Here is a 13022-nt window from a genome sequence, read left to right on the forward strand (position 1 = left end):
TAGCCTGCCAGGTATGCCAGCGCCCGTGTCCACGCCCCCTGCCGACGCCGCGTCCCGATCGGGTGGGGCGCGGCGCAGGCCGGCGCTGTCGCCTTCGCGGGCAATGGATTTCAAGCAGTGCCCGCTGAAATACCGGCTGCGCGCGATCGATCGGGTGCCGGAGCCGCCCTCGCGCCAGGCGGTGCGCGGCACGGTGGTGCACGCGGTGCTGGAGGACCTGTACGGGCTCCCCGCGGCCGAGCGTGTCCCGCAGCGGGCGGCGGCCCTGGTGGGTCCCGCGTGGGAGCGGGTGCGGACCGAGCGGCCCGAGGTGGCCGAGCTGGTGGACGGGGCCGACGATCCGTTCCTCGGCGAGGTGGAGCGCCTGGTGGCGAGCTACTACCGGCTGGAGGATCCCACCCGGTTCGATCCGGAATCGCGCGAGGCGGAGGTCGAGGTCGAACTCGAGGGCGGGGTGCTGTTGCGCGGCTTCGTCGACCGGATCGACGTGGCGCCCACCGGACAGCTGCGGGTGGTGGACTACAAGACCGGCCGCTCCCCCGGCGTCACGCGCGAGACCCGGGCGCTGTTCCAGTTGAAGTTCTACGCGCTCATGGTGTTACGCACGCGGGGCGTGTTGCCCGCGCAACTGCGGCTGATCTACCTGGCCGACGAGCAGATCCTCACCTACGAGCCCGACGCCGAGGAGCTCGATCGCTTCGAGCGCACCCTCGCGGCGCTGTGGGCGGCGATCCTCGAGGCCGGGCGCACCGGTGATTTCCCGCCGAGCACCAGCTGGTTGTGCGGGTATTGCGAGTACAAGGCGCTGTGCCCGGCGTTCGGTGGCACGCCGCCGCCGTATCCGGGGTGGCCGACGGGTGAGTCGCCCGGGGAAGAGCTGGCGGAGGCCGTCGCGGACTGACGGGTGATCAGGGGCGACTGTAGGTCGACGGCGGTGGTGGCCCGCACACCGGACCACCACCCCTGGCATCACACCGTGAAGTTGCGGAACAGCAGCACCGAGAGGCCCAGTCCGACAACCAGATTCACCACGGCCGCGGAGCCGAAGACCGCGATCGGCCGCCAGCCCGCGTCGCGCAGGCCGCGCAGCGAGAACTCCAGGCCGATGGAGACGAAGGCCAGGATCAGGAACCACGTGCGCAGATCGTTGACGATCCCGATGTGCTCGGAACCGGTCGCCTTGTCCACCGAGGCCAGGTAGACGGTGCCGATCACCGACGCCGCGATGAAGGCCAGCACGAACTTCGGGAACCGGTCCCACAGCTGACGCACCGGCGGGCGCGGGCTCCCGGGCTTGCGCTCGACGCGCAGCGTGAAGTACGCGGTCAGCGCGATGGCGACCACGCCGATCAGCGCGTTCTGCGTGGTCTTGACGATGGTCGCGATCTGCAACGCCTCCTCGCCCGCGATCGCGCCGGAGGCGGCGACGGCGGCCGTGGTGTCGATATTGCCGCCGATCCACGCGCCCGCCACCGCGTCGGACAGGCCGAACACGTCGGCCAGCCAGGGCAGCAGGAAGATCGAGGGCAGCGCGAACAGGATCACCAGCGAGGCCGCGTAGGCGATCTGCTCGCGCCGGGCCTGCACCGCGCCCGCGGCGGCGATGGCCGCGCTCACGCCGCAGATCGACACCGCCGAGGAGAGCAGCGCCCGCAACTTGTCGTCCAGGCCGAGCAGCCCGCCGAACCACCAGGTGAACGCGAACACCGCGGTGATCAGCAGCAGGGCCTGCAGGATCGCGGGCCCGGCGGCGGTGACGAGGATCTTCAGGTTGATCGACGCGCCGAGCAGCACCACGCCGGTCTTGATGAAGAACTCGGTGCGGAACCCGGCCGAAAGCTTCTCCCGCAGATCGAGTTTCGACAGCACGACGTTGCCGATCAGGCCCAGCGCGATCGCGTAGACGGGGTACTCGACGGACTTGGCCACGCGCTGGAACGCGGTGTCCTCGGCCCAGTCCGGCACGTGCAGTTCCAGGAACCTGGTGAGCGCGCCGAGCGCGAACACCACCGCGACACCGGCCGCGATCAGCGCCGGGGTGGGGCTCGGATTCGCTTGCAGCGCGGCCGTTTCCGAACGGATCGGGGCGTCTGTGGTCTTCTCCTCGGCCATCAGGGCACCAGCCAGCCCGGGATGACGCCCACCAGGACGAGCACCAGCAGTGTGAGCCCGGCGACGGCGGCGAGCCAGTCCTCGTTCCAGGTGAAAGTGCTGCCCGGACGTTCTTCGGGCGGTGTGTCGGACACGGTCGTACTCCTTGCGTTCCCTCATCGAGGGGCGCACCGTAGCAACCGGACACCGGGACCCACGCCGGTTGTATTCCGCGTGAATTGATTACGCGCGGCGCGGGATTCGGGCGGGTACCCTGCGGCACCCGCCCGGATCACCTCAGAAGGCGCGGCAGGAGCGGATGTCGGAAGCCAGGATGGCCTTCGCGCCGATGTCGGCGAGCTGGTCCATCACCGTGTTGCTCTGGTTGCGCGGCACCATCGCGCGCACCGCCACCCAGGACTCGTCGGCCAGCGGCGACACGGTGGGCGATTCCAGGCCGGGCGTGATCTCGACGGCCCGGTCCAGCAGTTCCTTGGGGCAGTCGTAGTCCAGCATGAGGTACTGCTGGGCGAACACCACGCCTTGGACGCGGGCGATGAGCTGGTTGCGGGCCCGGTCGTTCTGATCGGAGTCCTCGCGCTCGACCAGCACGCCCTCCGACTCGCACAGCGTCTCGCCGAACGCGACCAGGTTGTGCTGGCGCAGCGTGCGGCCGGAGCCGACCACGTCGGCGATGGCGTCGGCCACGCCGAGCTGGATGGAGATCTCGACCGCGCCGTCCAAGCGGATCACCTCGGCCTCGATCCCGCGCCGTTGCAGATCCGAGAGCACGAGGTTCGGGTAGGAGGTGGCGATCCGCTTGTCGTAGAGGTCCTCGACCTTCCATTCGGCGCCCGCGGGGGCGGCGTAGCGGAACGTGGAGCGGCCGAAGCCCAGCGCCAGGCGCTCGCGCACCGGCGCGCCGGAGTCCAGCGCCAGGTCGCGGCCGGTGATGCCGAGGTCCAGATCGCCGGAGCCGACGTAGACGGCGATGTCCTTCGGGCGCAGGAAGTAGAACTCGACCTGGTTGTTCGGGTCGATGACGCTCAGATCGCGCGAATCGGTGCGCTTGCGGTAGCCGGCCTCGGACAGGATCGAGGTGGCCGACTCCGAGAGTGCGCCTTTGTTGGGAACTGCGACGCGCAGCATGGGCAGATGTCCTTTCGGGGAGAAACTACGGAAGGGCGCGACCGTCACAGATGTCGGTACACGTCCTCCAGCTTCAACCCCCGGCCCACCATCAGGACCTGCACCCAGTACAGCAACTGGGAGATCTCCTCGGCGAGCGACTCGTCGCTCTCGTGTTCGGCGGCCAGCCACACCTCACCGGCCTCCTCCAGCACCTTCTTGCCCTGGGTGTGCACACCGGCGTCCAACGCGGCCACGGTGCCGGAACCCTCGGGACGGGTGGCGGCACGATCCTGCAGCTCGGCGAACAGGGCCTCGAAAGTTTTCACGGGAGGAGATTCTTTCAGACCGCCGGAACAGGACGGACGCGGGCCGCGCCTCGATCACCGAGGCGCGGCCCGAATCCCCGCACTACCCCCTCACGTCCCCGACGCCAGCAGCTCCGCGAGTTCCTCCACGGCCTCCCGCAGGTGCCCCGCGAACGCGTGCATCTCGTCGGCCACCGACTTCGGCGTCGCCAGGTAGAGGTTCCAGCGGTCGGGCAGCAGCACGTACGCCACGCCGATGCACTTCGGGCTGGTGGAGCCGAAACCGAAGTACTGGATATTGACCGAGGGCGCGGAGCTGGTGCTCAGGTAGTCGTCGCGCATGATCGTCCAGCCGGGGCTGTCGTAGAGCGCGATCGGCTCGGTGACGCCCAGTTCGGCGCCCCGGCGGCGCTGCACCCATTGCAGTTCCCACAGGTGCTGTTCGGGCGCGTCCCCGGCCTGGCACTGCTTGGCGCGCTGCACGTGCGCCTGCGCGGCGGCGCGGGCGGCCGCCAGTTTCACGGCCTTGTCGGCGGACTCGTCGAGCATCGTGTCCACGAACGCGATCATCTCCGGCGTCACCACGCGCATGGCCTCGGTGCGGCCGTTGCGGTACTGGCGGGTGGCGATGGATTCGTAGGTGGCGCCGGTGAGGCCCTTGCTGCGCCGGTGCGCGAGCTGGTAGCTGAGCTGGGCGAACGCGTCGGGCGAGATGCCGAGCTGCTTGGCGCGCGCGGTGCCGAAATCCTCGAACGACACCGTCTGGGTGGCGTTCTCGGCGGCGTAGCGGGCGAACGCCGCGCCCGCGGCCCCGATGTCGGCGCGCAGCGCGTCGTCGAGGACGAACTCGACCGGTTCGACGGGGGGCTTGCCCTGCACGCGCGCGCCGGAGCGTTCGGCGTGCTCGGCGACGGGCGTCTCGAGCAGGGTGTCCACGAACGACAGGATTGTGGTGCCGTCCAAGCCGCAGTGCTCCACGTTGATGCCGGCGCCGCCGTCGGCGAACACGATGAACGAGACGGCCTTGTCGAACCAGCGGTTGGCGCTGTCACCGTGCAGCAGATGATCGCAGGCCTGCAGTTCGTCGCGCGGCGCGAAGTCCTCGAGACAGACGCAGAACAGCGCCCGCTCGACGGTGTCCAGCGCGGCCGCGTTGGCGGGTTCGGCGAGCAGGGCCTCGCGGCTGGCCGCCCACTCCGCGCGCGCCTTGGTGGTGAGGTGGCCGACGGCGGTGTCGGTGCGCGCCGGGTGCGCGCCCGCCTCGAGCACGGCGCGCAGGCCCTCCTGAAGGTCCTCGGGCGCGTAGGGCGCGCCGTCGGGGCCGATCACGTCCACGCGGAACATGTTGCCGCGGTAGAAGACCAGGATGTGCCGCTCACGCGACGGGCCGGGCCACTCCTCGGTGTAGGGCACCCGCACCGAATCCTGCTGCGCGCCGGGGATTCTGGTTTCGGAGAACAGGTACTTGTTCTGCCACATGGACAGCTGCTGTCCGCGCTGGGTGACCGGCGGGATCTTCTCCTCGTCCAGCGCGAGCTTGTAGTCCACGGCGGCCGAGACGATGGCCGCGGCCCGTTCCACCTGGTTGGCCCCGGTGGAGGCGGCCAGCGCGGTGTCGTCGCGGAAGAGGAAGAAGAAGTTGGCGTTCAACGCGATCCGGTCGCGGCGGCCCAGGTAGCGCGAGGGCCAGAACTGGTCGAGCCAGCTGCCCACGCCGGGCGTGGCGTCGTACTCCGCCACCGCCGCGTGCAGCGTGCGGCCCGCGCCGCCGGGCCGTAGCAGGTCGGCGACCGCCGCCTCGGTGGTGGCCAGCTCCTCGGGGGTCAGCAGCGGGCTGCACCACTCCAGGAACCGGGCGCAGCTGTCCTCCAATGTGGGCAGCGGTACCCGGGGCAGGTGGTCTTCGGCGGCGAAGGTGCGGTCGGTCAAGTCGGATTCCTCGAATCGGGGGTGCGGGGGGTGCTACGGGCGCACGTCGATGGGCGACCGTGCGGTGAGACTCGCGGAGTACGTCCTCCACGACTGATCCTCGGTGCGGGACCGGGTTTGGGCAAGAGGTCAGGCCCGGCGATTCCTGAGTGGGCGCGAGATGTACAGACTCGCGTAGAGCCATCCCTCGGATTCGTGGCCGTCGGCGTCGACGCCCGCGGCGGCCAGCGTGCCGAGCACCTGCCGCTGTTCATCCGCCGAGGCGAAGCGGCGTTGCGGGAACAGACCGGACATCCGCTCGGTGCGGTAGCCGAGGGCGTCGAGTTCGGCCTGGATCGGCCCGAAATCGAACATGCGCAGCACGAAGTGCGCCATCCACGGCCGCTTGCGCGGATGCGCGGTCGCGATGCGCACGAGCGTCTTCTCGGTGACGTAGCCGATGCAACCGGTGGACACGACCAGATCCGCGGCGGCCAGCACCGCGCGCTGGGCGTCGGTGGGTTCGGCCGCTTCCAGATCGGCGTGCACGCTGTCGTGCAGCAGACCGGCCTCGCGCGCGTAGTCGAGCGCGGGCGCCGAGGCGTCCATACCGACGAAGCGCACGCCGGGCAGGTGATCGCGGGCGGCCAGGCGCGCGCGGTCGCGGGCGATCAGCGCGGCGCGGTCGAGTCCGTCGCCGTCGCGGTAGTGCGCGGCCAGCTCGTCGATCGTGGTGTCGAAGCGCAGCAGGGCGGCGTTCACACCGTAGGAACAGCCGATGTCGAGCACCGTGGGAGTGTCGGTGCGCTCGGAGGCGCGGAACTCCCGGATCTGCTGTTCCAGAAAGGGTTTCGCCGCTTGCGGAATCCGATAGTCGAGTTCGGACATCCGTGCGTAGTACAGGCGGGGATCGGGGCGGTCGTAGATGTGGTCGAAGGACGCTTTCCCGGTCGTATGCAACGGCACTGGCACGTGTTCGTTCCTCTCGGCTCGGTCGGTAGGCCAGGTCTCGAAGCCCGTCCGGCACCGCCGCCCGGACTCCACGACCGGGCCTAGTCGAGTAGTCGGTCGCCGCGGACCACGCTGTCCCGTTCGACGTGTGCGGGCAGAACCCTGCCGAACAGCTGCCGGGTGCGTTCGGCGGTGCCGATCACCCCGGGCTGGTCGGTGTAGGCGAAGATCGCCGAATGACGTTGCGCCGCACCCGAAACCGGGGATACGCGGTGCAGGGAGAAGCGTCCTTGGAACAGTTGCAGATCACCGGGGCGCAGGGCCAGGCGCCGCACGAACCGCTCGCCGGTGCCGGTGAGCACCGCGCGCACGTCGGCCAGGTTCTCCGCGTGCGGGGTGCGGATATTGGGGCAGTACTCGAACTCCCCGCCCGCGTCCGGCAGCTGCGTCAGCATGCTCACGGTGAACTCGTTGGTGTCGAAATGCCACGGGTGCGACATGCCCGGCGCGACCACGTTCAGGCACAGCCCGGCCAGCGGGTCGGCGTATTCGTGCAGGTCGGCCAGCCCGAAGCAGTCCGCGACGAAGCGCTGGAACGGCGCGGAGGTGTAGAGCCGGTGGATGAGCGCGTCGGCGGGGATGCGGTCGCGCGGCACGAAGGCGTTGCCGCGCTCGAGCACGATGGCGGCCGGATGGTCGGCGGGCAGGTCGGTGTCGAGCGGGATGTTGTAGGCGTTGACCTGTTCGGTCCGGTAGTACGCGTGCGGCGCCATCGCCTCGCCCTCGGCGCGCAGCCGCTCGGTGAGTTCGGGCCGGATGAACTCCCGCAGCACGGTGCACCCGTCGGCGGCCAGGTCGGTCCGTGCCGCGGCCACCGCCTCCCGCCACCGCGCCGAGTCCGGCGCATCGAGCGGATACCTTGCGGTATCGACGATTTCGTCCAGCACTCCCGTCCCTGCCATGGCGATATTCTGGTGCAGCCGCCGACGACACGCCCGGAATTCGGAAAGATTGCCGGTGACGCCGGTCACACCTATCATCGGTGCTCATTTGCGTTGCGGCGCAGTAACTCCCGTGGCAAACGTGATCATTCACACTGATGCGACAGGCCAATTCGGCGGCGCGGCGGGTGATCGGCCGACAATTTTCCGGCGGGGTGTCGCTGCCGTTCGGAAACACCGCGCGGGTCTCGCGGGCTGCGGCGATCTCGGCGTCCGGTCGATGTGGCACGTCGTGGCGAACCGCGTCGGGAGCGTGGCGCACACGGCGTCCGGTGAACACGGTCCGTGTGCCCAGGTCGAAGCGACGCCACCTGTCAACCGAGCCACCGCCGTGCGCGGGTCACACGCGCACATCCCCGCCGACGGACGACACGACCGCACCGGCGAAATCACCCGTCACGTGTGACGACTCCTCCCCGCCGCGAACTCTAGCGTCGCGGGATGGGCCCGGTCATCGGAGAGCCGCTCCCCCTCGTGGTCGGCGTGGCGCTCTCGCCGATCCCGATCGTCGCCGCGATCCTGATGATCCTCTCGCCCGGCACCGGGGACGCCGGTTCCGGTTTCGCGGCGGGCTGGGTGGCGGGCATCCTCGGCGTCGACGTCGCGATCGACTATGCGGTGGCCGCCGACCGGTTGCGCCCCACCCTCGACCGGGCCCGGACGCGGTGGCAGGACAACAGCCACGCCGTCCTGGCGATCGTGCTGCTCGTGATGGGCAGCGTGGTCCTCGGCACAGGCATCGGCGGGCTGTGACGGCGGGGCCCGCGACCGATGGATCGGCCCGCCCGTGGCCGGTCTTCGACTCGCTGCGCGGATACCGGCGCGCGTGGTTGCGGCCCGATGTGTTCGCGGGGCTCACGGTGTGGGCGGTACTGGTGCCCGAATCGCTCGCCTACGCCTCGATCGCGGGCGTCCCCCCGGTCGTCGGGCTCTACGCCGCGATCCCCGCGCTGGTCCTCTACGCGCTCGCGGGCAGCTCCCGGCACCTGGTGGTGGGGCCGATGTCGGCGACGGCCGCCCTGTCGGCGGCGATCGTGACCCCGCTGGCGGGCGCCGACGGCGGGCGGTACGTCGCGCTGTCCACCGCGCTCGCCCTCGCGACGGGGATCGTGGGCCTGCTGGCCGGGCTGGCTCGGCTCGGGTTCGTGGCGGCGTTCATCTCCGAGCCGGTGCTCAAGGGCTTCATCGTCGGGCTGGCGCTGACGATCATCGTGGGCCAGGTCCCCAAGCTGTTCGGCATCGAGAAGAGCGAGGGCGAGTTCTTCGGGCAGGCCTGGGGCGTGCTGCGCCGGCTCGGCGAAACACACTGGCGCACACTGCTCGTCGGCCTGGTCAGCCTCGCTGTCGTGCTGGCGCTGCGCCGGTGGCTGCCGCTGGTGCCCGGCGCGCTGCTCGCGGTGCTGTTCGGTATCGCGGTGGTCGGGCTGTTCGATCTGGACGAGCGGGGCGTCGCGATCGTCGGGCACATCGAACCGGGACTTCCCGCGCTCGGCCCGCCGGACGGTCTCGGCTTCCACGACTACCTCGATCTGCTCGGACCGGCCGTCGGGGTGGTGCTCATCGGGTTCGCCGAAGGGCTCGGCGCGGCCAGGGCCTACGCCGCCAAGGAGGGCTATCCCATCGACGCCAATCGCGAACTGTTCGGGCTCGGCGCCGCCAATCTCGGCTCCGGACTCGCCTCGGGCATGATCGTGAACGGCAGCCTCTCCAAGACCGCCGTCAACGGCGGCGCGGGCGCGAAGACCCAGGTCAGCGGGCTCGTGATGGCCGCGCTGACCATCCTCACGCTGTTGTTCCTGACCGGGCTGTTCGAGAACCTGCCCGAGGCGACGCTGGCCGCGGTGGTGATCGCCGCCGTCGTCGAACTCGTGGATTTCGCCGCGCTGCGCCGGCTCTACGGGGTGTGGACCGAACGGCTCGGCAGCATCTACGGCAAGGCGGCACGCGCCGATTTCACCGCCGCGCTCGTCACGCTGGCCGGGGTGCTGCTGTTCGGCACGCTGCCGGGGCTGCTCATCGGCGTCGGCGTGTCGATCCTGCTGCTGGTGTATCGCACGTCGCGGCCGCACGTCGCCGAGGTGGCCCGGCGCGGCGATCTCTGGCTCGACGCGGCGCGCCACCCCGGGCTGCCGCGCCGCCCCGACCTGGTGGTCGTGCGCGTGGAGGCGGGCCTGTACTTCGTCAACGCCGACTACGTCCGCCACGCCATCGAGAACCTCTGCACCGACGCGACCCGCCTGGTCGTCCTCGACGCCGAGACCTCCCCGTCCATCGACGTGAGCGCCGCCCGCATGCTCGCCGATCTCCGGGATTCCTTGGCCCGCCGCCGGATCCGCCTGCGCATCGCCCGCCCGATCGGCCAATTCGCCGACGCCCTGCGCGCGGGCGCTCCAGCCGGCCACCGGCTCGAGGTGTACCCGACGGTCACCGCCGCCGTCGCCGACCTGCCACCCGAGCCACCGCGCGGCCCCGCCTGACTGTGCGGCAACACCTTTCGGCCCGCACGCCGGATCGGGCCGGGTATTCGCGCCGGTCGGAAACCGATTCGCGGAGTCGCGCACGCGATCGGCACCCGGTAGTGGATGATGATCGTCTGAGTGTGTTCCAACACGGGATCGGGTTCGACGCCGCCGCTCGGGATTGCCGCGTGTCGTTCGTTCGAGCACAGGGGCCGGGGTCGTCCGCATGGCGCGCCGAGGCCCGGTCCCGACGCCGATGTCCGACCGTGAACGCCGGGAGCCGAGAACCCATGGACACAACGCAGCCCGCGGGGCGACTGCGTTCGACCACTGCCCAGGGCGCCACCGCCGTCTGGTACGTGCACGAAGGCGTCGTGCGCGTCGTCTCGATCGTCGACGCCGACGGTCGCACCACCGACCTCGACGGCGAACATCTCGGCGGCTGCTTCGACCTCATGCCCCGCCGCCTGTGGGAACGCGTCCGCTACGAGTACGAGACCTCGCGCAATAACCACAAGAAGGGCTGACCCGGGTCAGACCCGCGCGAACAACGCCTCTTCCAGGTGGGCGACGGTCAACCCGACCAGCGAGTCGCGGTGCACGCGGCCCGGGGCGGGCGGCACGGGGATCTCGCACGGCACCACGATGAGCGCGCAGCCCGCGGCCGCCGCGGCGGCCGACCCGGTCGGCGAATCCTCCACCGCGACGCAGTGCGCCGGGTCGACGCCGAGCAGCGACGCCGCGCGCAGGTAGGGGTCGGGCGCCGGTTTGCCTTCGGGGACCTCGTCGCCGCAGACGGAGATGTCGAAGTAGTCGCGGCCGAGGGTGTCGAGGCCGAACTCGGTGAGCGAGCGTTTGGTGTTGGTGACCAGCGCGCAGGCCAGGCCCGCGTCGCGCACCAGGTTCAGCGCGTCCTTCGCGCCGGGGCGCCACGGGATGGGGCCGGTCATCAGGTCGCTGACCCGGCGCTCCAGGAACTCCCCCGCCTCGCGCAGCGCGTCGGGGGTCGACGGCACACCCAGCCCGTCGAAGAGGATGCGCAGCGCGTTGGGCCCCGACGCGCCGATGAGCGCGTGGCGCACCGCGTCGGTCATCACGCCGCCGAGTTCCACGGCGAGTTCGCGGACCGCGACATCCCACAGCTTCTCCGAGTCCAGCAGCGTCCCGTCCATGTCCCACAGCACCGCGGCGAGTCGCGCTGTCACAGTTCGCTGCTCCGTTCGTCGTCCACCTCGGCCGTCCCCACCGTAGTCAGCGAGGTGAGCGGCGGGCCACTCGCGCGGGCCAGATCACAGCCCGGAGGCCGTGATCACCATCCGCCCGCCCTCCTGCCGGACCTGCACCCAGCGGTTCTCGCTCTCCACCGAACCGTTGGACTTCACATAGGTGAGCGTCACCGTGGCGGCGCCCTCGCCGCTCGGGCTGATGGCCTCCACCCGCACCGCGCGGATCGTCGACCAGAACGACGCGTACTGCGCGTATCCGCCGGTCTGCGCCTGGTAGCCGGGCGCGAGCTGCGACCACGCGCCCGAGACGTTGCCGGGCAGCATGCCGTAGTAGCCCTGGATGAAGCCGGCCACCCGGTCGGCGGGCGGCGGTCCGAACGGCGTGGCGGAGACCGTCGTGCTCGTACTCGTGGTGGAGGTCGGGGTCGGCTCGGTGGTGGTCGTGGGGCTCGGTGCGGCCGAGGTGGGCTCGGGCGTCGTCGTCGGGACGGTGACCGGTGGCGGCGCGGCCTCTCCCCCGCCCTGCGGCAACGGAACCACCGTGGGCGTGCCGGGGTCCCCGGACTCGGCAGGCTGCTGCGCCTGGCCGGTCGTCGCGGGCGGCGCGGCGGTCTGCTCGCCGTCGCCCCCGCGACTCGCCAGCGCCACGGCCCCCGCCAGGATCACCACGAGCGCGGCCGCCGCGACCACGGCCACTGTCGTCCGGCTGGGCCTCGGCGGGTTCGTGCCGCCGGGCAACGTGCCGCCACCCTGTGCCGGTGGCGGCACCGCCGCGACGGGCGCGGGGACGAAGGTGGTGGCCGCGTCGGCGTTCGCCGCGCTCGCCTGCCCCGGTGCGGCGAGCACCGTGGTGGCGTCGGCGCCCGGCGCGGGCAGCATCTTGGTGGAGACGGGCGCGGCGGCCAGCTTCGGAACGCGGCCCGCCGCAACGGCTCCCAGCGCCTCCGCGGCCTCCCGCATGGTCGGGCGCGCGTCGATACCGGCGGCGAGCAGGTGCATGAGCACGGGCGCGAGCGGTCCGGCGTTGCGCGGTTCGGGCACGTCCCCGCGGGCGACCGCGTGCAGCACGGCCAGCGGGTTGTCGCCCTCGCCGAACGGCGGCGAGCCCTCCACCGCCGCGTAGAGCGTGGACCCGAGGGCGAACACGTCGGAGGCGGGTTCGGGGTTCTCGCCGCGCGCGATCTCCGGCGCCAGGTAGGCGGGTGTGCCCGCGAGGAATCCCGTGGCCGTCACGGTGACGTCGCCGACCGCGCGCGAGATGCCGAAGTCGGTGATCTTGACCGTGCCGTCGTCGGCCACCAGCAGGTTGGCCGGTTTCACGTCGCGGTGCATGATGCCCGCGTCGTGGGCGGCGGCCAGCGCGGCCGCGGCCTGCGCGCCGATCCTGGCCACCTCGAGCGGCGGCAGCGTGCGCTTGCCCGACAGTTTCGCGGCCAGGCTCGGCGCGTTCAGGTACTCCATGACCAGCCACGGCTGGCCGTCTTCCTCGGCGACATCGAAGACGGTGATGGCGTTGGGGTGGTGCAGCCGGGCGGCGATGCGCCCCTCGCGCATGGCGCGCAGCTTCGATTCGAGGGCCTGCTCGCGCGAGAGTCCGGGCGCCAGCAGCAACTGTTTGACGGCGACCGTGCGGCGCAGGCGCACGTCGGTGCCCCGCCACACCACGCCCATCGCGCCGGTGCCGATCGGATCCGCGAGCCGATACCGTCCAGCGATCAACCGGTCCGACGTCATGTGGTCGTGCCCCTCCTGCTACCCGCGAGCCAACAGCACCCGGCGCGGGGTTCCCGGAGGGCCCCGAAAATCCTTCGCGCCGAAGTACATTGCACCCGAAGCAGGGACGAACGGCATCCGCCGACTGCTCCGGATGCAGTTGCAACCCCTCGACAATGGCACACCCAACCGACACAGAGCCACCCGCGCGCACGACCCCACGCGGACCGGTCGGTC

At 71.2% G+C, this 13022-nt stretch carries 13 protein-coding genes; 4 read left to right on the forward strand and 9 right to left on the reverse strand.

Translation table 11 applies throughout. From position 1 onward, the window contains the following. Positions 1-13 precede the first annotated feature (13 nt). Positions 14-901: a RecB family exonuclease gene (locus tag DFR74_RS09295; protein ID WP_067512232.1), complete on the forward strand. Its 888-nt coding sequence runs from the start codon at positions 14-16 to the stop codon at positions 899-901. Positions 902-969: 68 nt separating this feature from the next. On the opposite strand, the gene DFR74_RS09300 is transcribed toward DFR74_RS09295, so the two are convergent. The 7 genes from DFR74_RS09300 to DFR74_RS09325 form a co-directional block, all read right to left on the reverse strand. Beyond that, positions 970-2112, reverse strand: coding sequence for a YeiH family protein (locus tag DFR74_RS09300; RefSeq protein WP_067512234.1), 1143 nt, complete (start codon positions 2110-2112; stop codon positions 970-972). Further along, positions 2112-2246 carry a hypothetical protein gene (locus DFR74_RS37610; RefSeq protein WP_267465086.1) on the reverse strand — a complete coding sequence of 45 codons (135 nt, stop codon included), beginning with the start codon at positions 2244-2246 and terminating at the stop codon, positions 2112-2114. Before DFR74_RS37610 ends, DFR74_RS09300 begins: the two co-directional genes overlap by 1 nt. A gap of 142 nt (positions 2247-2388) precedes the next feature. Next, positions 2389-3240 (reverse strand): ATP phosphoribosyltransferase, encoded by an 852-nt coding sequence (gene hisG, locus DFR74_RS09305; RefSeq protein WP_067512236.1) that lies wholly within the window; start codon positions 3238-3240, stop codon positions 2389-2391. A 44-nt stretch (positions 3241-3284) separates the two neighbouring features. Then, positions 3285-3548 (reverse strand): phosphoribosyl-ATP diphosphatase, encoded by a 264-nt coding sequence (locus DFR74_RS09310; protein ID WP_067512238.1) that lies wholly within the window; start codon positions 3546-3548, stop codon positions 3285-3287. 90 nt (positions 3549-3638) lie between these two features. Beyond that, on the reverse strand, positions 3639-5456 hold the full coding sequence (locus DFR74_RS09315) for a choline/carnitine O-acyltransferase (RefSeq protein WP_067512240.1): 1818 nt from the start codon (positions 5454-5456) through the stop codon (positions 3639-3641). Positions 5457-5585: 129 nt separating this feature from the next. Beyond that, positions 5586-6407 (reverse strand): class I SAM-dependent methyltransferase, encoded by an 822-nt coding sequence (locus DFR74_RS09320; RefSeq protein ID WP_195124358.1) that lies wholly within the window; start codon positions 6405-6407, stop codon positions 5586-5588. A gap of 80 nt (positions 6408-6487) precedes the next feature. After that, positions 6488-7348: a HalD/BesD family halogenase gene (locus tag DFR74_RS09325; RefSeq protein ID WP_067512270.1), complete on the reverse strand. Its 861-nt coding sequence runs from the start codon at positions 7346-7348 to the stop codon at positions 6488-6490. Between the two features lie 480 nt (positions 7349-7828). On the opposite strand from DFR74_RS09325, the gene DFR74_RS09335 reads away from it, so the two are divergent. From DFR74_RS09335 to DFR74_RS09345, 3 genes are all read left to right on the forward strand, one after another. Beyond that, complete coding sequence (locus DFR74_RS09335; protein WP_067512246.1) at positions 7829-8140, forward strand: hypothetical protein; 312 nt, start codon at positions 7829-7831, stop codon at positions 8138-8140. Continuing rightward, a complete protein-coding gene (locus tag DFR74_RS09340; RefSeq protein ID WP_067512247.1) occupies positions 8137-9864 on the forward strand; it encodes a SulP family inorganic anion transporter in 1728 nt (575 codons plus the stop codon). Before DFR74_RS09335 ends, DFR74_RS09340 begins: the two co-directional genes overlap by 4 nt. A 272-nt stretch (positions 9865-10136) precedes the next feature. Further along, entirely contained in the window at positions 10137-10373 is a 237-nt protein-coding gene (locus tag DFR74_RS09345; protein WP_067512249.1) for a hypothetical protein, read from the forward strand. A 6-nt stretch (positions 10374-10379) separates the two neighbouring features. Here the strand turns inward: DFR74_RS09345 and DFR74_RS09350 are convergent, their stop codons facing one another. Both DFR74_RS09350 and DFR74_RS09355 read right to left on the reverse strand, forming a co-directional pair. Next, positions 10380-11051, reverse strand: a complete 672-nt coding sequence (locus DFR74_RS09350) for an HAD family hydrolase (protein ID WP_324191903.1) — start codon at positions 11049-11051, stop codon at positions 10380-10382. Positions 11052-11135: 84 nt separating this feature from the next. Then, positions 11136-12806 (reverse strand): serine/threonine-protein kinase, encoded by a 1671-nt coding sequence (locus tag DFR74_RS09355; protein WP_067512252.1) that lies wholly within the window; start codon positions 12804-12806, stop codon positions 11136-11138. Positions 12807-13022: the final 216 nt, after the last annotated feature.

Origin of the sequence: Nocardia puris (genome assembly GCF_003315035.1) — a bacterium.
GTDB lineage: Bacteria > Actinomycetota > Actinomycetes > Mycobacteriales > Mycobacteriaceae > Nocardia > Nocardia puris.